Below are 22030 nucleotides of genomic sequence, written 5' to 3' on the forward strand. Positions count from 1 at the left end.
TTCCCACTCCCCACTCCCTACTCCCCGCTCAATCAGTAAAAGAATTCAGTAAGCTTGGAGATCCAGAAATGCCTCAGAATCCAGAAAAAATTCAAGACCACGTTGAGTTATTCCACCAACCAGAGTACCAACAGCTATTTGAAAACAAAAAGCAGTTTGAAAACGGTCACGAAGCCGAAGAAGTACAACGGGTTGCAGAGTGGACAAAGGGTTGGGATTATCGTGAAAAGAACTTCGCTCGTGAAGCTTTAACCGTTAACCCTGCTAAAGGCTGCCAACCACTAGGAGCAATCTTTGCTGCTGTTGGTTTTGAAGGTACTCTACCTTTCGTTCAAGGTTCTCAAGGTTGCGTTGCTTACTTCCGCACCCACTTAACCCGTCACTACAAAGAACCATTCTCTGGTGTATCTTCTTCAATGACTGAAGATGCAGCCGTGTTTGGTGGTCTGCAAAACATGATTGACGGCTTGGCGAACTCTTACCAACTGTACAAGCCCAAGATGATCGCTGTCTGCACCACCTGTATGGCAGAAGTAATTGGTGATGACTTACAAGCCTTCATCAACAACTCTAAGCAAGCTGGTTCAGTTCCTCAAGATTTCCCAGTACCTTACGCTCACACCCCTAGCTTTGTCGGTTCCCACATCACTGGTTACGACAACATGATGAAGGGAATTCTTTCTAATTTGACCGCAGGTCATAAGAAAGAAACCAGCAATGGTAAAATCAACTTCATCCCAGGTTTTGACACCTACGTAGGCAACAACCGCGAAATCAAGCGGATTGCTTCTTTGTTCGGCTTTGACTACACAATTCTAGCCGACAACAGCGACTACCTGGATTCACCTAACACAGGTGAATTCGATATGTACCCAGGTGGTACAAAGCTAGAAGATGCAGCAGATTCAATCAATGCGAAAGCTACCATCGCTCTGCAAGCACACTCTACACCCAAAACCCGCGAATATATCGAGAAAGAATGGAAGCAACCAACCTCAGTTTCCCGCCCTTGGGGTATTAAGGGTACTGATGAGTTCTTGATGAAACTCAGCGAATTGAGTGGTATCCCCATTCCTAAAGAATTGGAAATCGAACGCGGTCGTGCAGTTGATGCCATGACTGACTCCCACTCATGGATTCACGGCAAGCGCTTCGCTATCTACGGCGAACCAGATTTAGTATACAGCGTAGTTGGCTTTATGCTAGAAATGGGTGCTGAACCTGTGCATATCTTGGTTCACAACAGCAACGAAGTATTTGAAGCAGAAATCAAAGAATTGCTTGCTTCTAGCCCCTTCGGTCAACATGCAACTGTTTGGCCTGGTAAGGACTTGTGGCACATGCGTTCATTGTTGTTCACCGAACCAGTAGACTTCTTAGTTGGTAACACCTACGGTAAGTACCTGTGGCGCGACACCAAGATTCCCCTCGTGAGAATCGGCTACCCCATCATGGATCGCCACCACCTACACCGCTACGCCACCATTGGTTATCAAGGCGTGATCAACCTCCTCAACTGGACTGTAAACACCCTGTTTGAAGAAATCGATCGCAACACCAACATTCCTTCTAAGACAGATATTTCCTACGACTTGATTCGTTAGAAATTGCGTAGAAACACAACGTGTTAATTAAAGGGTAAAGAAGGGGAGTAGGGAATAGGGACTGGGGACTAGGGACTGGGGAAATACCCAATGCCCCATGCCCAATCCCCAATTCCCAATCCCCAACTCCCCTTTTTCTTGATAGCATTTACCCAAGGAATTGATAAATGGAAACCATCAATCACACTCACGAACACACTCACACTCATCCTCATCCTAATTACCATCCACCTAACCAGAAAAAACCAGGGTGGTTTCACAATCTTCTTAATCCGTTGCGCCGTGTGGTGGATGAAATTCAGGTTAAAAATAATCGCATCGCTCATCTAATTTGCCAAACAATTCCTTGTTGTTGTCCCTTTGAGCGACAAATTAAATTATTTGGGAAGTGTATTAATATCCCACCACTATGTAAACTCAATCCTTTATATGACGAGTTTGTAGGATTGCGTTTTCGCGCTCTATCTTACCTCGCTGATGTATGTGGAGAGGATGTCACAAGATACATTTGTTAGTCATTGGTCATTGGTCATTAGTCATTAGTTGTTAGTTATTCAAAGGACAAATGACAAATGACAAAGGACAATTAACATTAAGAGAAGAGAGATGAAAAGCACCCAAGGCAAAATCAACGAGCTGCTGACTGAGACAGGATGCGAGCATAATCAGCACAAACAAACGGAAAAGAAAAATAAATCATGCGCCCAACAGGCACAACCTGGCGCGGCTCAAGGGGGCTGTGCTTTTGATGGTGCAATGATTGCTCTAGTGCCGATCGCAGATGCAGCGCATCTAGTCCACGGGCCGATCGCCTGTGCTGGTAATTCCTGGGGCAGTCGTGGTAGTCTGTCGTCTGGCCCGCAACTCTACAAAATGGGCTTTACCACTGACTTGGGTGAAAATGATGTCATCTTCGGTGGCGAAAAGAAACTCTACAAAGCGATTCTGGAACTCAAAGAGCGCTACCAACCAGCAGCAGTATTTGTCTACGCCACTTGCGTTACAGCCTTAATTGGCGATGATATGGATGCTGTCTGCAAAGCGGCGGCTGAGAAAATTGGTATTCCTGTTGTTCCCGTCATTGCCCCAGGATTCATTGGCAGTAAAAATCTCGGCAACCGTTTTGGCGGTGAAGCTTTATTAGAATATGTTGTCGGCACAGCAGAACCGGAACATACAACGCCCTATGATATTAACTTAATCGGTGAATATAACATCGCCGGTGAAATGTGGGGAGTAACACCACTGCTGGAAAAATTAGGCATCCGTATTTTGTCTAAAATTACGGGCGATGCTCGCTACGATGAAATTCGCTACGCCCACCGCGCCAAGCTCAACGTCATGATCTGCTCACGAGCGTTGCTGAATATGGCAAGAAAGATGGAGGAGCGTTACAACATCCCCTATATTGAAGAGTCTTTCTACGGCATCGATGATATGAATCGCTGTCTGCGAAACATCGCCGCTAAATTAGGCGACGCTGATTTACAGGAGCGGACAGAAAAGCTCATTGCCGAAGAAACGGCTGCTTTAGATTTGGCACTGGCTCCTTATCGCGCTCGACTCAAAGGTAAGCGAGTTGTGTTGTATACAGGTGGTGTTAAGAGTTGGTCGATTATTTCGGCTGCTAGAGACTTAGGCATTGAAGTTGTTGCTACCAGTACTCGGAAAAGTACTGAAGAAGATAAAGCCAAAATCAAGAAGCTGATTGGCAACGACGGTATCATGCTAGAGAAAGGCAACGCTCAGGAATTGCTACAACTGGTTAAAGACACTCGCGCAGATATGCTGATTGCTGGTGGACGTAACCAATACACCGCTTTGAAAGCTCGAATTCCTTTCCTTGATATCAACCAAGAACGCCACCATCCTTATGCAGGTTATGTGGGAATGATTGAAATGGCGCGGGAATTGTACGAAGCTCTATATAGCCCGATTTGGGAACAAATACGCAAACCCGCTCCTTGGGAAGAAGAGGAGGAAGTTTAGATGGCGATCGTTACCGTTTCCAATAAATCACTGACAGTTAATCCCCTCAAGCAAAGTCAAGCTTTGGGCGCAACCTTAGCCTTTTTGGGATTGAAAGGGACGATGCCTTTATTCCACGGTTCTCAAGGTTGTACTGCTTTCGCTAAAGTTGTCCTTGTGCGGCATTTCCGGGAAGCGATTCCCCTAGCTACCACAGCGATGACGGAAGTCACTACTATTTTGGGTGGTGAAGAGAATGTGGAGCAAGCAATTCTGACTCTGGTGGAAAAGGCTAACCCGGAAATTATTGGTTTATGTAGTACTGGGTTAACGGAAACTAGAGGCGATGACATTGAAGGATTTCTTAAGGAAATCCGCGATCGCCATCCCGAATTGAATGATTTAGCGATCGTTTTTGCACCTACCCCAGATTTTAAAGGTGCGTTGCAGGATGGCTTTGCTGTTGCTGTCGAAAGCATCGTTAAGGAAATTCCTCGCGCGGGTGGACTCAGAACTGAACAAGTCACAATTTTGGCGGGTTCTGCTTTTACACCTGGGGATGTACAGGAAATCAAAGAAATAGTCACGTCCTTTGGATTAGTGCCGATTTTTGTACCTGACCTTGGCGCTTCTCTAGATGGACATTTAGAGGATAATTATAGTGCGGTTACAGTCAGTGGGACTACCTTAAAACAGCTACGAGAAGTCGGTAGTTCTGCTTTTACCCTGGCATTAGGTGAAAGTATGCGGGGGGCTGCCAAGATTCTGGAAGAACGCTTTGGCACACCTTATGAGGTGTTTGGCGAACTGACGGGATTAGAACCAGTAGATGAATTTATCCAAGCATTGGCGATTCTGAGCGGTAATAGCGTACCCGAAAAATACCGCCGCCAACGTCGTCAGTTGCAAGATGCGATGCTGGACACCCACTTTTACTTCGGTGCAAAACGAGTTTCCTTAGCACTGGAACCAGATTTGTTGTGGTCAACAGTGCATTTTCTGCAATCGATGGGAGCGCAAATTCATGCGGCGGTGACAACCACGCGATCGCACCTCTTAGAAAAACTCCCAGTTAAAAGCATCACCATCGGCGACTTGGAAGACTTTGAGAGTCTAGCAGGCGGTTCTGATTTGCTGATTGGTAACTCGAATGTGGGTGCGATCGCTAAACGCCTCTCAATTCCTCTTTATCGTCTCGGATTGCCCATTTATGACCGCTTAGGTAATGGTCAATTTACCAAAGTTGGCTATCGAGGCACGATGGAAATTGTCTTTGGCATCGGCAACCTGTTTTTAGAGGCAGAAGAAGCCAGAGTTAAGCAGTTCCAAGAGTTAGGAATTGTGAGCGCATAGTTTTGAATTCACACTTGAAATTCAAAACAGTTCAGTTAAAAGTTGATCCTCCCTAACCCTCCTTAAAAAAGAGGGAATAGAGCAAGTCTTAAATTAGCCCCCCTTTTTAAGGGGGGTTGGGGGGATCTTCCGAGGCTAAATATCACTAACTGAACCGTATTGCTTCAAAATTCAAAACTTTAGAGAGGAGAATTACAATGAAAATAGCCTTCACGACGAGTGACCGAGTTCATATTAATGCTCACTTCGGATGGGCAAAAATGATTGATGTTTACGAAATTACCGATGAGGGATATCACTTCGTAGAAACCCTCAACTTTGAAGGCGAACTTAAAGAAGATGGGAATGAAGATAAAATCACCCCAAAACTTAATGCGATCGTTGACTGTACCATTGTTTATGTAACAGCAATTGGTGGTAGCGCCGCAGCTAAGTTAATCAAGAAAGGTGTCACCCCAGTGAAGGCGCGATCGGAAGAAGAAGAAATTAGTGAAGTGCTAAATAAGCTAGTGAAAACCCTCAAAGGTAATCCTCCACCTTGGTTGCGTAAAGCTTTACAGCCAAAAACCACAAACTTTGCTGATGAAATTGAAGACGAAGCAACAGTATGACCACAAATAATAGTGTTAACGGAACTGCTACAACTGAAGTCTTGAACTCACCTTTTTTAAAGGTATTAATCAAACAAATTCGTGGTCAAGACAGTTATGGAGTTTATCGTAGTTGGTCGGATGAGTTGATTCTCAAACCCTTTATTGTCACCAAACAAAAGAAACGGGAAATCTCCGTTGAGGGCGAAGTTGATCCGATCACTCAAGCCCGGATTATGGCATTTTTTCGGGCTGTAGCTGCTGGGATTGAACAAGAAACAGGTTTGATATCTCAAGTTGTAGTTGATTTGAGTCATGAAGGATTTGGCTGGGCACTAGTTTTTTCTGGTCGTCTTTTGCTAGCTGTGAAAACCTTGCGAGATGCTCATCGCTTTGGCTTTGATTCGTTAGAGAAATTAGCAGAAGAGGGAGAGAACTACGTCAAAAAAGGTCTTGATTTGGCGAAGCGCTTTCCTGAAGTTGGCAAGCTGTAACAATTTTATATTTTGGATTTTGGATTTTGGATTTAAGTATTAATCACTAGTTTCATAACCATTTGATTAAAACAATATTATCCAATCCAAAATCTAAAATCTAAAATCCAAAATCCAATGTGGAGTGGCTGATTGTGCAAGCAGAAGAAACAAGTATTGAGGAACTACAAGGACAAATCAGACGCCTCAACAGCAAAGCTGGTCAGATGAAAATGGATCTGCATGATTTAGCTGAAGGTCTGCCAACAGATTATAAACAACTTATGGATGTTGCAGCCGCAACTTATGAAATCTATCGCCAGTTAGATGAACTTAAGCAACATCTAAAACAATTGGAGAATGCTAAATGACTGGAACTATTGATGAATTCAAGAAGCTCGTAGATGCAGAAGAATTTTTTCACTTCTTTAATATGTCCTACGACTTAGAAGTTGTGAATGTGCATCGTCTACATATTCTGAAAAAGTTTTCTCAACACATACAGGAAATTGATGATAATTCTCCTGACTTGACTCAAGAAGAAAAATTAAATCAATATTCTTTGGCTTTGCAAAAAGCTTATCAGTTATTTACCGAATCGACAGCTTATGAACAAAAGCTGTTCAAAGTGTTTAACGACAAGCCGAAAAATGTAGTCACACTGACAGAAATCACTTCTGATTAGGAGGTATAAATTGGTTAACCTGACGCCTACCGAATTAGAACGCTATCGTCGCCAAATGATGCTTCCGAATTTTGGCGAAACAGCACAGAAGCGCCTGAAGTCAGCGACGGTTCTCGTGACAGGTGTGGGGGGATTAGGCGGTACGGCGGCACTTTACTTAGCAGTAGCAGGTGTTGGGCGGCTAATCCTAGTCCGGGGTGGTGACTTGCGGCTAGATGATATGAATCGTCAGGTTCTTATGACTGATGATTGGGTAGGTAAGCCAAGGGTATTCAAAGCTAAAGAAACTCTGGATGCGATTAATCCTGATGTCCAAGTGGAAGCTGTTCATGATTACATCACCCCGGAAAATGTAGATTCATTAGTGCAGTCCGCCGATATGGCTCTTGATTGCGCCCACAATTTTACAGAGCGCAATTTGTTAAATGAAGCCTGTGTGCGATCGCGTAAGCCAATGGTGGAAGCCGCAATGAATGGGATGGAGGCTTACCTGACAACGATTATTCCTGGTGTGACTCCTTGCTTGTCTTGTCTGTTTCCAGAAAAGCCTGAGTGGGATCAGCGCGGCTTTTCAGTTATAGGCGCTGTTTCTGGGACATTAGCTTGTCTAACAGCACTGGAAGCTATCAAGCTGATCACCGGGTTTAGTCAGCCTCTATTGTCGCAATTGCTGACAATGGACTTGAATCGGATGGAATTTGCTAAACGCCGTTCTCACCGCGATCGCTCTTGTCCAGTATGCGGTAATAGTGCGCCTTGGAGACACGCGCAATCTAATTCGATGGAACCCACAGGTATTACACAAAATAGTCATTAGTCATTGGTCATTGGTCATTAGTAAATAACGCCGTGTGCGATTTTCTCTCAGACCTAACCCCCAACCCCTTCCCTACTAGCGTTGGGGAGCAAGAATCAAAGCCTCTCGACCTTTTGGGGAGAGGAATGGAAGTGGGGTTCTAAGGATAAGTTGCACATTGCGTTAAATAACAAAGGACAACTGACAAATGACAACCCACACCTGAAATCAGAACAACTAATCGCTACAAATCAGGAGAACTGATGGCCGTTATCTTATCAGAAAAAGCAGAATTTCATCTGCGGGCATTCCTTAAAGGTTCCGCACCCGACGCTAATGGCGCAACTAAAGGTGTCCGCATCTCGGTAAAAGATGGTGGTTGCAGTGGCTATGAATATGCAATTGATATCACTAGCAAACCCCAACCAGATGATTTAGTAAGTCAGCAAGGCAAAGTGCTGGTTTACGTTGATGCCAAAAGTGCGCCCTTATTAGACGGAGTTATCGTTGACTTCGTTGAGGGAGTGATGGAAAGCGGGTTTAAGTTCATCAACCCCAATGCAACTGATACTTGCGGTTGTGGAAAGTCCTTTAAAACAGACGACGGTACGCCTACTGGTGTACCTTGCAGCTAATATCATTCCGTTAGCGCCAAGTCTGGTTGTAGAGGCTTTCTATAGATGCGGTAAGCGTTCGCGGAGCGTCTCGTAGAGACGTTCTCATTGCATCCTTAACCTTGTAGAGAAACTAACTAAAGCGTAGCTTCTCCGTAACAAAAAGGAAAGCAAAAAGTAGGATAGATTGCTCAAAAATTCGGAAATTAGACCAACTGTATAACGTTTGAGGAGAATCGAAAAATGGCTACCTACCAAGTTAGATTAATCAACAAAAAAGAAGACATCGACACCACAATTGAAGTTGACGAAGAAACGACAATATTGGATGCAGCAGAAGAAAATGGTATTGAGTTGCCCTTTTCATGTCATGCAGGCTCTTGCTCTAGCTGTGTTGGCAAAGTTGTCGAAGGTGAAGTTAATCAAGACGATCAAAACTTTTTAGATGACGATCAGGTTTCTAAAGGATACGCTCTACTTTGTGTAACTTATCCCCGTTCTAATTGCACAATTAAGACTCATCAAGAAGCGTATCTGGTTTAAACTATTACTTTGGTTTCTGTCTTTAGCGACCAAATAAAAAATGAAGGATGAAGGATGAAGGATGAGAATATACTTCCTCCTTCCCTTCATAATTCCTAATTTATAATTCAAATGTTTACCCACTTTAGCGTGACTGGCTGTTCATTAGAATTATTGAGAAAGGGAGAGCGAGGAATTGTAACTTTCTCTAAAAATCAGGATGAAACAATCTTGAAACAACTTATGCTAATGGCAATAACACCAGGAGCTACTATTACTTTAAAACAAAAGTTACCCTCTTTCATTATCGAAATTGGAAACACAGATATGACACTAGATATAGAAAGTATTCGCACCATTTATGTTCGGATTATTGATAATTCAATTAATTAACCTCATTACTTACAGCGCTTCCGGCTATTATGCAATACAGTTTTTCTCCTTGCCCTCTCCTATCAAAGCTTTCAGACTTGAGGATGTACCTCATAGCTGCCGGAAGTGCTGTAATGAAAAAGAAGATCCCCGACTTATTTAATAAGTCGGGGATCTATAGCAATCCGATTTGATTTCTGAATCACTCATAGAGGTAAGGGACTGGGGAAGGTGGGGCCCCCTCTGGGGATAAGGGGTAATGGGGACTGGGAAGAAGGAATAAAGGTGTACTAAGTTTTGTTCAAAAATCAAATATGAGTCCTATATAGCCTTTAATTATTACAAATCAAATATGATCAGACAACCTGCCTATTTTTCAATCAACAGCAAGTATCACATCTGATGATTTAATCACAGCATGAGCGTGCTTACCTTCTACAAGTCCTAGCTTTTCTGCTGATGATTTTGTAATGATTGATACTAGCTCTATTCCTGGTGCTATTTCTAAAGTTACCTCAGTATTGACTGAGCCATGTGTAACCTTTTTTACAGTTCCTTTTAGAGAATTACGAGCGCTAATTTCCATATTTTTTATTTTCCGATTTAACTATTTATACTTTAGTAAAGTAGCAAAATTTAATATAGAAAGTGTGTGTTTTAAGATATCTTAATAAATTTGAAATAATTCTCATTTATCTAAGAGCGATACCTCTGCTTGATAAACATTACAAAAAGATATAGTCATTTGCTGCAAAACTCAGGATAAAACAATTTTCAAAAAAAAAACTAATGCCTATGGATATTATCATCAATTTAATATGGACATTTTTTGTGTATAAATACTGAGGTTTGGATAATATTTTATATTTATACTAACTAAAAAATAGTTCGCCCAAGATTAGAGTAAACCGAGAAGCAGTTTATAAGGAGAATTCTGACTCCTGATTTATTTTATGAGGCTGAAATGAAAAAAGAGGTTAATTTTATATTGTGCAATATCGAGTTAATACAACAAGGCAAAATCTATTTTTTGAATACTTAAGTCCAGGTGTAGGTGTAGGATTTCCTATTCCTAAAGACTGGTTGCCAATAACAACTTTTCCTTTATTAATTATAGTGGGTATGACTGGCGTAGGGAAAAGTACAATCACAAAAGCGTTGGCAGAAGAGGGTTTAGATTTTACACTTTTACCGAATCGTCGCGCTTTAACTGAACGCTTAATAATTGCGCCGATGTTAAAAATGGAAGATGAACTTGTGCAACCCCATTGTCGGATTAAACGCCTAACTTATGCTCGCCTTTATCGAGAACACTTTCCTGGTGGAATGGGTCGTATTCTAGCTTCGCTACATATCAATCCACAACAAGTTAACTCTCTGTTAGTTTTTGATAGTTTGCGTGGTGAAAATGAGGTTAACTATGCAGCTACGGCTTTAGAAAATGCTAAATTTGTAATGTTGACCGCACCAAATACGGTACGTTTAGAAAGGCTTCTCAAGCGTCACGATCCTTTTGATCGGATTGATAATAAAGAGCTAGAAAATAGTAGGCAAATTCTACCAAAAACACTGACGAATTTTGCTAGTTTTGGCGTACCAGAGGCTTCTGCTTATTTTACTCCTCAAGAAGAACAAGAAATATTAGAACTTGTAAGCAAACAAGTTGTTACAGATGTAGAATTGCGGGATAAACTAAAAATATTTGTCGAAGAGAGCCAGACCTATGATTCGGTTCCGACAAAACAGATTTTAGAAGCGATGAATACAAGCGATCGCTCCCTTATAATTGATACTATAACTAGTCCCCAAGAATCAGCCAAAGTAATTATTTCTCGATTATACAAATCTGTTAATATAAAAAGTAATAAGTAAATATCCTTAGTAAGAATTAGCACAAGGATTGCTCAATGTCTCTATCTGAATTTGCAATTGTAGAAAGTACTCTCCGTGAAGGTGAACAATTCGTCAAAGCCAATTTTTCTTCAGATGATAAAGTCGAAATTGCTGAGGCCCTCGCTGCATTTGGAGTGGAATATATAGAGTTAACGTCACCAATCGCTTCACCTCAATCTCGACAAGACTGTGAGAGATTGGCTCGGTTAGGCTTGCCATCCAAAATCTTAACTCACATTCGCTGTCACTTAGAAGATGCTAAAGTCGCTTTAGCGACAGGCGTAGCCGGGATTAATTTAACTATTGGTAGTTCTTCTTTGATGCGTCAGTTCAGTCATGGTAAAAATATTAATCAAATTATTGATTTAGCATCTGAAGTTTTAACTTTTATTCATCAGCAAGCCCCCGATATTGAGTTACGTTTTTCTGCTGAGGATTCGTCACGCACTTCCATAGAAGATTTAATTACAATTTACTCTGAGATTGAAAAGTTAGGAGTTGTCAAACGCATAGGAATTGCCGATACAGTAGGAATTATTACGCCAATGCAGGTATTTGAATTAGTGAAGACTTTGCGCCAGTTCACTAATTTAGATATTGAGTTTCACGGTCATAATGATACAGAATGTGCGACTGCTAACAGTTATACAGCACTAGAAGCAGGAGCAACTCATATTGACACTTGTGTTCTGGGAATTGGTGAGCGCAATGGTATTACCTCACTAGCTGGATTTATTGCTAGATTATATGCTACAAATCCAGAGCAGATTAAATCTAAATATCGCTTGGATGAACTTGGCTACTTGCATGAATTAGTTGCGAGAAAAGTAGGAATTTCTATTCCTTTTAATCACTGTGTTTTTGGTGAGAGTGCTTTTAGTCATAAAGCTGGCATTCATACTAAAGCTATGCTCAATAATTCTGAGACTTATGAAGCTATTAATCCCCGGAGTTTTGGTGTAACGCGCTCAATTTTAATCAATCATAAATTGGCTGGAAAACAGGCAGTTAATCACCGAGCTAATGAATTAGGACTTTCCTTTAATTTATCTCAGCTTAAAGATATTACCCATAAATTGAAAACTTTAGCTGATAAACAAAATCTTACTATAGAAGATGTAGACAATATTTTATATTCTTATCATTGCCAGTAAATTGTAAAATATACGCACTTACTATTCACGTGCAGATCCCCGACTTCTTGAAGAAGTCGGGGATCTAAATCCACCTATATCTGCTATTAATCTATCTTACGAAAGAAAACTGTAAAAATTACTGCTTTTCCATTATTTTTCAAGCTTTTTTAAGAAGAATGTTTGCTGTTCTTTATAAATGATTCATAATTTAAACTTATAAAGTTGATAGCATATATGTAAGTTAAAAGAATTTAAACCTCATCTATGTTGAAACCTAGAGTTTTTTAAAAGATATATTTATGTAGGTTGGGTGGAGTGAAACGCAACCCAACATTACCACCAAATTTTATGTTGGGTTACGCTATGGCTGCACCCAACCTACAAAACTACGGTTCTCAAGGTAGACGAGATTTAGATAAGATTTTTGCAAAAATGGTGAGCATTGCTCACCATTCTATTTGCCAAGCAAATTTATATTAGTAATAAATTTAACTAAGGAGTAGTTATGAATCGAACCAATAGTCAAAATTTGAGTGAAACAACAACCCAATGGCTAATAGCAAAAGGCTATAATCTTAAGGATTTAAATCAGCCAGGTGAAAATGGGGATACAGCTTTGATGAAGGCTACAAGAGAAGGAGTTTATACAGTCGTCAAAGAACTAATTGATGCTAGTGTGGATATCAATGCTCGAAATAGCGATCGCAACAATGCTTTGTGGTTTGCTTGTTTTGGTAATCACTACGATTTAATTAATTTACTGTTGGCTCACAACATTAACATTGACAACCAAAATGATAACGGTGCAACTGTTTTAATGTACGCAGCATCAGCCGGAAAGACAGAAGTTGTCAAGTTACTTTTACAACATCATCCTAACTTATATTTAAAAAACTTAGACGATTATAAAGCAATAGATTTTGCTAGCAACATAGAAGTCTTAAGGATAATTAAAAATGCCATCAAGTCAGATATCGGGCAAAGCTTATCATGACGCTACCAAGCATTCTTACTTATCGGTACAACTTGACCCAAATTATGTAGATGCTTCAACACAGCCATCTGCATTTAAAGTTTATCCCAAGTTTTATCGGAGAGTAAAATTAAATCTCAACAATCCTGTTCACTCTTTTATCTCATTAAGCAGTGCGATAACACTAGAAAAAGTATATAAAGATGGCCCTTATAAACTGCGGGTGAATCCATCAGCAGGCGCTCTGTATCCTACAGAAGTTTACGTACAGATTCGCGGTATTGAGGGAATAGTAGATGGTATATACCATCTAGAAGTTGAGAATAATTGTCTAACTCTCATCTATGAATTAATTGATGATGGGTTAGAGAGTTATATTATACCGGGTAAATGTATCAACGGATTCATCTTTTTAATTAGTTGTGTTTATTATAGGTCTAGCTGGAAATATCAAAATAGAAGCATGAGATATTGCTTATTAGATAGCGGACACCATTTAGGTGCAGTTGCCGCTTCAGCTTATCTCCATAAAAAAAATATACAACTAGTTTTTGACTTTGATAAACTTGCGCTCAATTCAGATTTGGGTTTTGAGAATAAGGAGTTTATTACTGGTTGTGCGGTGTCAGGAGAAGTACAAGACAAGAAAATCAGACATTTAAGGCTGAAAGTTCCTTTTGTCTGTGGTACTAATTATTTTGAATCCAATCAATTTATTGAAGATGCTTATCAAGCAACTACTCAACAAAAGAGTCGTCAGCAGAAATTAGAGTATCCTCAATTTGATTTCGATCGGGATAAATTTTATCAAACTGTTTGGGATAGACGTTCTATTAGACGTTTCCGGAAAGAGGCTATTTCTCAAGAAGATTATTTATATGTAGTGCAACAACTTCAACAATCAATACCGACAGAAAACTATGAGGAAATAGAAATTTACTCAGTGGTGCATCGAGTAGAGGAAATGACACCTGGGTTATATAGAGGTACACATCTGGTTAAGACGGGTAATTTTAGTGAAAAGACAGGTTACTTATGTATTAATCAGGCTATTGCTAAAGATGGCGCTGTAACTTTATTTTTTGTGTCAGATTATTTAAATTATCAAACTGCTATGCAAATAGCTGGTTTTCTCGGACAAAGACTTTATTTAACTAGTAATTATTTGGGAATTCAGTGTAGTGGAATTGGTACGTATTATGATGACGAAACCCAAGAATTATTAGAAACAAATAAAGATGTACTTTATGGAATGGTGATTGGAATATAAGCAGGAAGCTAAAGAGAGATGGCTAGAAATATGTATTACTTTAATGGTGATGACTCACATCCTATGCAACCTACATCTGCGGATATTATACTACGGCAACAGCTAGAGGATTCTATTAGTAGATACTTTTATGAAGCGTGCGATCGCACCATTCAAAATCTGCTATCTGATTGTCGGTGGTATGTTACAACCCATGCCAATGCTCTAACATTGGTAATTGAATGTCCCGATCAAGTTATTAATTGGCGTGTTTTACAAAAAATTGTGCCAATGGGGACATTACTCTACGGAATTGTTAACAGTGCTAAAATCCGTGTTTGTCCGCCAGAAAGTCAAGGTGTACCTTTTGAAATGAGAGTAGATGAACTTTCTGTTTATCGGGATTGGGCGTGATTCGATTTTGGATTTTAGATTTTGGATTTTGGATTAGTTAATATTCTGACTGATAAGTGCAGCTACCTCTTCAAAAACCAAATCAGCAGAATGTTTGATAGCAGGACTTAACTCTAGTCCCAAACCAAGATTTGCCGCCTCAATTAAATAAACTGTCACATCTTCGGGAAAATCATTTTGAAAGATTTTCCGTCCGGCGGCTAAAGCATTATCCCAACGAAAATCGTGCAAGTTATAACTAGGTTCGGGCATTGCTTCCAGTTCTTTTCCTGGAACTTTAAACACAGCACCCGGTTCAGAACCAGTTGAACTTGCATCAATAATTACTAATTGTTTACTACCTCTAGCTTGAAACATTACTTCCATCCCTGCGGTGCCACAGTCATAAACTTGCACATGAGGATGAGGGTTTTCAGCTAGATATTTTTGTAAGCGCTGGGCGATGATTACGCCTACTGCGTCGTCATTGCGATTGAGATTGCCGCAACCAATAATAGTGAGCATACGATAATGGCGATTGTTTTGGGGAGTTCAAAAACACTGTCCTCGGTAAATACGGTAGCAACTTAGGTTTGTGCTAGGGATAATCTAAGGAAATACTTCATTTAAAAAGTTTAAAATATGACAGGTGCAACGTATGTTACTGAACGGCAAGTTGAGTACTGGACAAGTCGCCAAATAGAAGAGTTTTTCCTTGATGCTGGCCACCAAATTCTTGTTTATCCTATTGAGCAAAGAATTGAGAGATATTTACCTGCTGACTTTCTATACAACATTGACAGTCCAATAAAATTATTTGGGATACAATACAAAGCTCTGTATCATAATGGTTCAGATTACTGGAAGCTTGATCAACGGCAACATGACATACTAAATAGGTCTTTTCCTTGGATATACTATGGTTTTTCAGACCTAAAAAAATCATCAGACTTCAGAAACAGCTTGCATTACTTGAGAATATATGAAAACAATAAGCCCGTGCCACCGAAGTTTCTATCTAATACTAACAGTGGTATTATTTACGCTCGGTGGGCAGTTTTTTATGAACATTTGTTGAGTTGTAAGCGAGGAGTAGTCACGTCTACAATAAAAGAACTAATCGATACACTCTCACCTTATACAGAGCAAGTAATTCGTCAGGATTCAATTAATAACATCGTAGATGTGTTTGCATTCAATATTGAATCTAAAAATACCGTTAAACTTTCGTCTCAGTTAAAACCAAACATTGAGGGTGGCTGAAACTAAATACTGAATATTTTAGAGTGTTTATTTCATTTTAAAGTAACATCTTTACAGCACTTCTCCTTGATATTGTACATCATGCTCGCAATTCAACAATTAACAGTAATTCAAGTTTGTAATACAGGAAATCAGTAGTGACTAAAACAGAGGCTCTGACTAAAAATACAGACAAAGCCTCTGAAAAATAATTTATCAGCAGGAAACTATAAAGCTACACCATGTTTTTTGGCAACTTCAGTCAGTTTCTCATACTGATGTTGTGATGCTTGAGTTAATATCTCTTCAGCCTGCTCTTTAGTACTTCCCTCTTTAGGAATTAAATACTTGACATAAAGAGATACAAAATCAGCTGCGATCGCTAAACCGGATAAAGCGTGTTTGTCAGCTTCCTTACCTGCGATCGCAGCTACCAAACCAGCTTTAATTGGGTCTGGTTTAACTTTCATGAACTGCTCGACAAGTTTAGGAACGTAGTCTTCTGGTGGCAAATTATCTAACTTACTTCTATCTGGAGTAAAGTTAAATTCTGCGGCTTGAGCCTGCTCTAAAACACACCATTCTATGTATTCTTGCAATGCTGCATCGGGAACGCGAGGGAGATAATTATGTAGCGCTAAATCAGACACAAGCTTACCGTGTAAATTGCTGTTTTATGCAAATGCATTAACGCAAGCCTAACGCACTGTTTCTAAAAGTTTTAGTGTGTTACGCTACAACTGTCAAATTAATAGTTAAATCCCTAGACAGTTAAGTTTATGTGCGCCATTTTTGAAAAGTTATCTACTTATCCTCTGTTTTAGTGTGATAAACATTCCACCAATGAAAAAACAGTCCTAACCCCCATCCTAATATCGGGAAGATAGACCAAAAATAACTAGGACTAGTAATTAAATTTAGCAGGATTAGAAATAAATTCACTGCTATGAAGGAAATAAAGTGTGTCCGAAAGTCTCTGCGTCGTAAAGTATTAGATGTACCTCGCAAAAGTTCTTCTTCTTGTTGAGATAACCACTTTTGTTCAGTCTTTTCCAAAATATTAGCAGAAATACCTAACTCTGAGGCCATTTCTACAAGCTGTTCTCGTGAAAATTCACCTTCTTGTTTATCGGTGAGTGCTATTTGCAAGATTTGTTCCACATCTTCTGAGTTGTAAGACATTTTAATTACCTGATAATTTTGTGTGTAAGTTCGCGTTTTATTTGACTAATTTATCATCGAAGAAAATTGATAAATTCAGGTAGTGATACCTTCGGGAAGCTTCTCTAAGAGATGCTTCCCGAATGCTAATGCATCTACAGATTGCACCCAGTACTTAGTTTTATTCACACCATTATTAGTTTCTCAGAAGTGATTTATAGCTGCTGTATTTGTTAATACTTCTAGATTGCTTTACCTCCAATCTAATTGGAAAATAAAAGCCAAGATTCATTTTTTTACTAGAGAGTAGTAAGTAAAGTGAAGTAAATAAACCTAACTAGCGGAAATCGTCATTTGTCATTTGCCGCCCTTGATTGTTGTTAATTCGTAAGTACTCAGTTGGAATGCAGATTATAAATTTGTTTTTTGAGCGATCGCTAAGGTAGATGGCCAATCCAGTAAGCTGTAAAGGGGGCGTTGTCGATGATTGTGATATGAAAAATTTTACTGCGATCGCTGAAAGAGATCCTGATACTAAGTTCTATGTTGGCTATGTCCCTGGCTTTCCCGAAGCGCATTCTCAAGGTGAAACCTTGGATGAATTGCAGAAAAATTTACGTCAAGTTATTGAAATGCTTCTAGAGGATGAGGATCTAGTGTTTGAGACAGAGATTGTAGGTATACAACAGATTGTGGCTCAGTAGACCATGAGTAATATTCCTGTTCTAAAACCTCTAGAAGTTTTACGAATATTGGAGAACCTTGGGTTTGTGGAGGTGCGTCAGAAAGCCTGACACAAACAGTTTCGACACGAAGATGGACGAGAACAGTCCCATTTCACAAAGGGCGTAACATCTCACCATGTTACGGCAGATTGCGAGTGATATTGGTTTGACGATTGAAGAAATGCTGGAGTGGCGATGAGGTTTAACACTTAACCAGAAATCAAATGTTAAAATCTCACGATTTGGCTGCCCAAAGTAGTGAAATGTCGTACTGATTGAACATTGAATCGGCACTCACAAGCGTCATATCTTCTATCTGAGCCTGTGCAATCAACATTCTGTCAAAAGGATCTCGATGATGCAAAGGTAACGCAGCCGCTTGTAAAGCATGAGAAGCTGTAATTTCTAGCGAGCGCATTGCCAACACCCCCATCCGACTAGAAATATAATTGTCTAGGGGATCTGCCAGTGGTAACTTGCCGATCGCAACTTTTATCCCTATTTCCCAAATACTGGCAACTGAGAGCCACAATTCATTCGTTTCATCGGCAATATGGGCGATTGCTGCTTCATTCAAAAGCTCTGGTTGGGTAAACCACCATAACCAGCACTGCGTATCTAGCAAAAGTTTCACTCCTCACCGCCCTCAAATGCTGCCAAAATTTCCTCTGGTAAAGGCGCGTTGAAGTCATCTGGCACTACAAAACGCCCTTTATCTTGCCCTAAACTATTGAGTCGATTTGATGAGGAGCGAAACGGAACCAACTTGGCGATGGGAACGCCTCGGTTGGAAATAATGATTTCTTCTCCAAGTTCTACGCGTGACAAAAGCTTTGAGAGATTTGTTTTAGCTTGATGAATATTTACAGTTTCCATAAGATTAAACTAAGTCTGTAAACTAAGTTTAGTCTGGTTGTCATAGTGGTGCAAGGGCGATATCTACGACAGGCTATGCCTACGCTCAGTTAGATGAGCGATCCAGTAAGCTGTAAGTAAGCGTTGTCAATGATTGTGATATGAAAACTTTTACTGCGATCGCTGAAAGAGATCCTGATACTAAGTTCTATGTTGGCTATGTCCCTGGCTTTCCCGGAGCGCATTCTCAAGGCGAAACCTTGGATGAATTGCAGGAAAATTTACGTGAAGTTATTGAGATGCTTCTAGAGGATGAGGATCTAGTGTTTGAGACAGAGATTGTAGGTATACAACAGATTGTGGCTCAGTAGACCATGAGTAATATTCCTGTTCTAAAACCTCTAGAAGTTTTACGAATATTGGAGAACCTTGGGTTCTGCGATCGCCCAAACTTGGAGTCACAAAAATTATCAGAAAGAATTGGTATGATCTACTCTAAACTCCAGTACCAAAGGCGATCGCAGCAAAATTGTATGGAAACTGAAGGCGCAATCTCACAAGCTGAATACCATATTTATACTGCTATTTGTCAAGAGACGAATTTATTTTTATTTCATCGCCCCGATACAGTCTTCAATGACTACACGGGTGACGCTCCATTTCACAAATATCACAACGATCGGCCACGCTTCTCTGGTGCATTCAAGTATAAGTGTTTAAGAAGCAAGGGCATGATTGAAGATTATGAAGTGAAAAATACGCGTGAGTGGCGTTTGGAGAAGCGATTTCAAGTTGAAAATGGATATCGCTTTGTCTCAGAGCTTGAACCACAGGAATTTAAAAAAACTCGTGGAATTTTTACCTTATCACGGGTTGGATTTAGTGAATCATGTGATTATGGGCTTGTTCACATTGCTTACTCTGCATGTGGATACTCATGTGGATACTACTTATTGCTTCACTTCAATGCAGCTATTTGGCAACGGCAGGTCTATTTTATGTCTTATGTTGTATGAATGGAGTAAGTAGACTCACAATAGCTGCTTAGGAAACTATAAACTACAAAAATTTCGGTGTCTTACCCTATGACTAACGCACCTGATAATTAAATTAAGCGCGTAAGTCCTAGAGATATTGTGATAATAGTAAGCTAATGATGTTTTTACCAGAAGGTAAGGTGATTATGGCAATCACATTAGATAAAGCTGCATCTGGGAATATGACTCTTGAGGAGTTCTTTAATTATGACGATGGTACAGATGCTCTCTATGAGTTTGAAGATGGAGAATTGCTTCTGATGACGGCTGAGAGTGAGATAAATCGACGAATTGCCATGTTTATCCTTGTCTGCTTTGTGCAACTGGGTATTCCTGCTTATCGGCTGTCGATGAAAACGGAAATTATGACTACTGGCTCACGGGTGCGCGTTCCTGATTTAGTGGTGTTTTCTGAGGAGTTGGCGACGGCAATGGAAGGGGCTAAACGATCTACGGTAATGCCAGAGATGCCACCGCCGTTATTAGTGGTTGAAGTGGTGAGTCCAAATCAGAGTAGTCGTGATTATCGCTATAAGCGATCTGAGTATGCCGCACGGGGTATTGCTGAGTATTGGATTGTTGATCCAATACAACAGCGAGTGACAGTTCTGGAATGGGTAGAGGGTTTTTATGAGGAGAAGGTGTATCTAGGAGATAGTGCGATCGCTTCACTGGTATTTGCTGATCTAAAGTTGACTGCTGTTCAAGTTTTGCAGTGCCATTAAGCAGCACTCAATGTAGGTTGTGGTAGATGATCTGATATTTTGAGAATTAAGCAGTCCGAAAACGCGCCAACTCTTCACCAGTCTTAGCATCATGGGCGTGAACGGTACACACCAAACATGAATCAAACGATCGCGCCACATGACCAACTTCCACCGGATCGCTAGAATCGTAAATGGGTGTGCCAATTAAAGCTTCTTCAATGGGGCCGCGGATTCCTTCACCGTCACGAGGTCCAATATTCCAAGTACCTGGGGCAATAACTTGGTAGTTTTTAATCTTACCGCCCTCTATTTCCACCCAGTGAGATAAGGAACCCCGTGCTGCTTCCGTTGCACCCCAGCCTTTGCCATCTTTTTCTGTGGGTTTGATATACCAGGGATCGTTTAATTTGAATTCGCGTAAACAGTGTTCAGCTTGGCGATATAACTTGACAATTTCGTGAACTCGTGCTAACTGACGCACATGAATACTAGCACCACCCATCCGTTTGAAGACATCGAGGATGAAGGGGTCGTAGTGTTGCCAAGATTCGCCATGCTTACCACCAGCTACTAATTGCCGCGCTAAGGGGCCAGTTTCCAAGCGTCCGAAGTCTTTGTGCAGGACTGCACTCGACCAAGAGTAGGCGTTATCGAAGTCTTTGGTATTATTCGCAGTGGGTTTAGTGGTGCGATCGCTAGGGTGAATATTTTCTGTCCCTTCATCGTACCAAGAATGAGTTGTATTCTCGCGGGTAAATGACTGATCCATTAAAACGTGAGTGTCTGCGAAGCTGTCGTACACACCACTTTTCATGATCATCGCCGCATTTCGCCCTTCAATAGTCGGCTTTTGGTATTTATCTTCATGGGCTAAATATCCCCAAGTGACATATTTCCCAACACCAGCGCCATATCTATCTAGACCGATATCTAAACCCATCCGCCAATAAAAACCTAAGTCGGAATCTCGATGATTGCGGTCTTCATCTAACCAATCTCTGAAATCGTCATAAGTTTGGATTTGTTCGTAGCGTTCTAAAGAACAACCCAACCACACTGGTTCTAACCAATTGGTGCGGAAATATTCGAGAAGCGCCCAAGCGCGGGTAATGTCTGTAAGAGTGGGGGCGCACATCACACCACCGGGAACCATGTAGCTAGAATGGGGCCATTGTCCCCCTAATAAAGCGTAAATTTCTACGGGTTTCGCGGAAATTGTGATGCCTAATTCATAAGATTTGCCTGTGAAGGCGGCAAAGCGTCTAACAGCTTCTTCATAGTAACGACTATGGCGGTATTTTTTATTGGTTAAGTCGATGGCAAACAAACCATAAAAATAGCGGGGGATGCTTTGAATGGTTTCGACAATTTGACCGAGATTTCTCGCTAAAATTGCATTGCGCGGAACTTCTGTTTCCCAAGCTGTATCTAATGCCCAAGAAGCACAAGTTAGGTGAGAACCGCCGCAAATTCCGCAAATGCGAGGCGTAACGATTAATCCGGCTTGGGGATCTTTACCGCGTAGAATAACTTCAAATCCGCGAAATAGTTCGGCGTGTGTCCAGGCGTTGACTACCCGTCCATTCTCAATATCGACTCGGACATCTAAATCGCCTTCAACTCTACCAACGGGCGAAATGTCTAATGATTGAATTCCCATTTGTTATTTGTCCTTTGTCATT

Annotated in this window: 30 protein-coding genes; 23 read left to right on the top strand and 7 right to left on the bottom strand. The window is 40.6% G+C overall.

Features of this window, described 5'->3' with window-relative positions; genetic code table 11:
• Positions 1 to 68 precede the first annotated feature (68 nt).
• The 12 genes from nifK to V7L07_RS32630 all read left to right on the top strand — a co-directional run bounded on the left by nifK (position 69) and on the right by V7L07_RS32630 (position 8998).
• Positions 69 to 1604, top strand: coding sequence for a nitrogenase molybdenum-iron protein subunit beta (gene nifK / locus V7L07_RS32575; RefSeq protein WP_335063675.1), 1536 nt, complete (start codon positions 69 to 71; stop codon positions 1602 to 1604).
• Positions 1605 to 1771: 167 nt separating this feature from the next.
• Entirely contained in the window at positions 1772 to 2119 is a 348-nt protein-coding gene (locus V7L07_RS32580; protein ID WP_335063677.1) for a Mo-dependent nitrogenase C-terminal domain-containing protein, read from the top strand.
• Between the two features lie 91 nt (positions 2120 to 2210).
• Complete coding sequence (gene nifE, locus V7L07_RS32585; RefSeq protein WP_335063678.1) at positions 2211 to 3593, top strand: nitrogenase iron-molybdenum cofactor biosynthesis protein NifE; 1383 nt, start codon at positions 2211 to 2213, stop codon at positions 3591 to 3593.
• On the top strand, positions 3594 to 4925 hold the full coding sequence (gene nifN / locus V7L07_RS32590; RefSeq protein ID WP_335063680.1) for a nitrogenase iron-molybdenum cofactor biosynthesis protein NifN: 1332 nt from the start codon (positions 3594 to 3596) through the stop codon (positions 4923 to 4925). It begins immediately after the preceding gene.
• 197 nt (positions 4926 to 5122) lie between these two features.
• The gene (gene nifX, locus V7L07_RS32595; RefSeq protein ID WP_335063682.1) at positions 5123 to 5536 is read left to right on the top strand and encodes a nitrogen fixation protein NifX; all 414 of its coding nucleotides are present in this window, start codon (positions 5123 to 5125) and stop codon (positions 5534 to 5536) included.
• The gene (locus V7L07_RS32600; RefSeq protein ID WP_335063683.1) at positions 5533 to 6009 is read left to right on the top strand and encodes a NifX-associated nitrogen fixation protein; all 477 of its coding nucleotides are present in this window, start codon (positions 5533 to 5535) and stop codon (positions 6007 to 6009) included. Before nifX ends, V7L07_RS32600 begins: the two co-directional genes overlap by 4 nt.
• A gap of 134 nt (positions 6010 to 6143) precedes the next feature.
• A complete protein-coding gene (locus V7L07_RS32605) occupies positions 6144 to 6359 on the top strand; it encodes a CCE_0567 family metalloprotein (protein ID WP_265270016.1) in 216 nt (71 codons plus the stop codon).
• A complete protein-coding gene (gene nifW / locus V7L07_RS32610; protein ID WP_335063685.1) occupies positions 6356 to 6673 on the top strand; it encodes a nitrogenase-stabilizing/protective protein NifW in 318 nt (105 codons plus the stop codon). The genes V7L07_RS32605 and nifW overlap by 4 nt, the downstream gene beginning before the upstream one ends.
• Before the next feature lie 10 nt (positions 6674 to 6683).
• Positions 6684 to 7490 carry a HesA/MoeB/ThiF family protein gene (locus tag V7L07_RS32615; RefSeq protein WP_335063687.1) on the top strand — a complete coding sequence of 269 codons (807 nt, stop codon included), beginning with the start codon at positions 6684 to 6686 and terminating at the stop codon, positions 7488 to 7490.
• Between the two features lie 242 nt (positions 7491 to 7732).
• Complete coding sequence (locus tag V7L07_RS32620; RefSeq protein ID WP_094327427.1) at positions 7733 to 8104, top strand: HesB/IscA family protein; 372 nt, start codon at positions 7733 to 7735, stop codon at positions 8102 to 8104.
• Between the two features lie 222 nt (positions 8105 to 8326).
• Entirely contained in the window at positions 8327 to 8626 is a 300-nt protein-coding gene (locus V7L07_RS32625) for a 2Fe-2S iron-sulfur cluster-binding protein (RefSeq protein WP_335063689.1), read from the top strand.
• 111 nt (positions 8627 to 8737) lie between these two features.
• Complete coding sequence (locus V7L07_RS32630) at positions 8738 to 8998, top strand: FeoA family protein (protein WP_335063691.1); 261 nt, start codon at positions 8738 to 8740, stop codon at positions 8996 to 8998.
• 355 nt (positions 8999 to 9353) lie between these two features.
• Here V7L07_RS32630 and V7L07_RS32635 read toward each other — a convergent pair whose 3' ends face one another.
• Positions 9354 to 9563, bottom strand: a complete 210-nt coding sequence (locus V7L07_RS32635) for a TOBE domain-containing protein (RefSeq protein WP_335063693.1) — start codon at positions 9561 to 9563, stop codon at positions 9354 to 9356.
• A 404-nt stretch (positions 9564 to 9967) separates the two neighbouring features.
• Here V7L07_RS32635 and V7L07_RS32640 point away from each other — a divergent pair, with 404 nt between their 5' ends.
• The 6 genes from V7L07_RS32640 to V7L07_RS32665 all read left to right on the top strand — a co-directional run bounded on the left by V7L07_RS32640 (position 9968) and on the right by V7L07_RS32665 (position 14642).
• On the top strand, positions 9968 to 10849 hold the full coding sequence (locus V7L07_RS32640) for an AAA family ATPase (RefSeq protein WP_335063694.1): 882 nt from the start codon (positions 9968 to 9970) through the stop codon (positions 10847 to 10849).
• A 35-nt stretch (positions 10850 to 10884) separates the two neighbouring features.
• The gene (gene lysS / locus V7L07_RS32645) at positions 10885 to 12024 is read left to right on the top strand and encodes a homocitrate synthase (RefSeq protein WP_335063696.1); all 1140 of its coding nucleotides are present in this window, start codon (positions 10885 to 10887) and stop codon (positions 12022 to 12024) included.
• 297 nt (positions 12025 to 12321) lie between these two features.
• Entirely contained in the window at positions 12322 to 12486 is a 165-nt protein-coding gene (locus V7L07_RS32650; RefSeq protein WP_335063698.1) for a hypothetical protein, read from the top strand.
• Positions 12487 to 12511: 25 nt separating this feature from the next.
• The gene (locus V7L07_RS32655; protein ID WP_335063700.1) at positions 12512 to 13000 is read left to right on the top strand and encodes an ankyrin repeat domain-containing protein; all 489 of its coding nucleotides are present in this window, start codon (positions 12512 to 12514) and stop codon (positions 12998 to 13000) included.
• A complete protein-coding gene (locus tag V7L07_RS32660) occupies positions 12963 to 14249 on the top strand; it encodes a nitroreductase family protein (protein ID WP_335063702.1) in 1287 nt (428 codons plus the stop codon). Before V7L07_RS32655 ends, V7L07_RS32660 begins: the two co-directional genes overlap by 38 nt.
• An 18-nt stretch (positions 14250 to 14267) precedes the next feature.
• On the top strand, positions 14268 to 14642 hold the full coding sequence (locus tag V7L07_RS32665; protein ID WP_335063704.1) for a hypothetical protein: 375 nt from the start codon (positions 14268 to 14270) through the stop codon (positions 14640 to 14642).
• Positions 14643 to 14675: 33 nt separating this feature from the next.
• Here V7L07_RS32665 and V7L07_RS32670 read toward each other — a convergent pair whose 3' ends face one another.
• Positions 14676 to 15146, bottom strand: a complete 471-nt coding sequence (locus V7L07_RS32670; protein ID WP_335063706.1) for a hydrogenase maturation protease — start codon at positions 15144 to 15146, stop codon at positions 14676 to 14678.
• Positions 15147 to 15263: 117 nt separating this feature from the next.
• Between V7L07_RS32670 and V7L07_RS32675 the strand changes: the two genes are divergently transcribed.
• Positions 15264 to 15884, top strand: a complete 621-nt coding sequence (locus V7L07_RS32675; RefSeq protein WP_335063708.1) for a hypothetical protein — start codon at positions 15264 to 15266, stop codon at positions 15882 to 15884.
• 206 nt (positions 15885 to 16090) lie between these two features.
• Here V7L07_RS32675 and V7L07_RS32680 read toward each other — a convergent pair whose 3' ends face one another.
• Positions 16091 to 16513 carry a hypothetical protein gene (locus V7L07_RS32680; RefSeq protein ID WP_335063710.1) on the bottom strand — a complete coding sequence of 141 codons (423 nt, stop codon included), beginning with the start codon at positions 16511 to 16513 and terminating at the stop codon, positions 16091 to 16093.
• A gap of 154 nt (positions 16514 to 16667) precedes the next feature.
• Positions 16668 to 17045, bottom strand: a complete 378-nt coding sequence (locus V7L07_RS32685; RefSeq protein ID WP_335063712.1) for a 2TM domain-containing protein — start codon at positions 17043 to 17045, stop codon at positions 16668 to 16670.
• Between the two features lie 473 nt (positions 17046 to 17518).
• Between V7L07_RS32685 and V7L07_RS32690 the strand changes: the two genes are divergently transcribed.
• On the top strand, positions 17519 to 17728 hold the full coding sequence (locus tag V7L07_RS32690) for a type II toxin-antitoxin system HicB family antitoxin (RefSeq protein ID WP_335063714.1): 210 nt from the start codon (positions 17519 to 17521) through the stop codon (positions 17726 to 17728).
• Between the two features lie 256 nt (positions 17729 to 17984).
• Here the strand turns inward: V7L07_RS32690 and V7L07_RS32695 are convergent, their stop codons facing one another.
• Both V7L07_RS32695 and V7L07_RS32700 read right to left on the bottom strand, forming a co-directional pair.
• The gene (locus V7L07_RS32695; RefSeq protein ID WP_335063716.1) at positions 17985 to 18383 is read right to left on the bottom strand and encodes a type II toxin-antitoxin system VapC family toxin; all 399 of its coding nucleotides are present in this window, start codon (positions 18381 to 18383) and stop codon (positions 17985 to 17987) included.
• Entirely contained in the window at positions 18380 to 18625 is a 246-nt protein-coding gene (locus tag V7L07_RS32700) for a type II toxin-antitoxin system Phd/YefM family antitoxin (RefSeq protein WP_335063718.1), read from the bottom strand. Before V7L07_RS32700 ends, V7L07_RS32695 begins: the two co-directional genes overlap by 4 nt.
• A gap of 140 nt (positions 18626 to 18765) precedes the next feature.
• On the opposite strand from V7L07_RS32700, the gene V7L07_RS32705 reads away from it, so the two are divergent.
• The 3 genes from V7L07_RS32705 (at position 18766) to V7L07_RS32715 (ending at position 20366) form a co-directional block, all read left to right on the top strand.
• Positions 18766 to 18975, top strand: coding sequence for a type II toxin-antitoxin system HicB family antitoxin (locus tag V7L07_RS32705; RefSeq protein WP_335063720.1), 210 nt, complete (start codon positions 18766 to 18768; stop codon positions 18973 to 18975).
• 3 nt (positions 18976 to 18978) lie between these two features.
• Complete coding sequence (locus V7L07_RS32710; RefSeq protein ID WP_335063722.1) at positions 18979 to 19620, top strand: hypothetical protein; 642 nt, start codon at positions 18979 to 18981, stop codon at positions 19618 to 19620.
• A gap of 137 nt (positions 19621 to 19757) precedes the next feature.
• Positions 19758 to 20366: a Uma2 family endonuclease gene (locus V7L07_RS32715; protein WP_442936104.1), complete on the top strand. Its 609-nt coding sequence runs from the start codon at positions 19758 to 19760 to the stop codon at positions 20364 to 20366.
• A gap of 46 nt (positions 20367 to 20412) precedes the next feature.
• On the opposite strand, the gene V7L07_RS32720 is transcribed toward V7L07_RS32715, so the two are convergent.
• The gene (locus tag V7L07_RS32720; RefSeq protein WP_335063724.1) at positions 20413 to 22008 is read right to left on the bottom strand and encodes a nickel-dependent hydrogenase large subunit; all 1596 of its coding nucleotides are present in this window, start codon (positions 22006 to 22008) and stop codon (positions 20413 to 20415) included.
• Positions 22009 to 22030: the final 22 nt, after the last annotated feature.

Source organism: Nostoc sp. (assembly GCF_036916985.1).
Lineage (GTDB): Bacteria > Cyanobacteriota > Cyanobacteriia > Cyanobacteriales > Nostocaceae > Nostoc.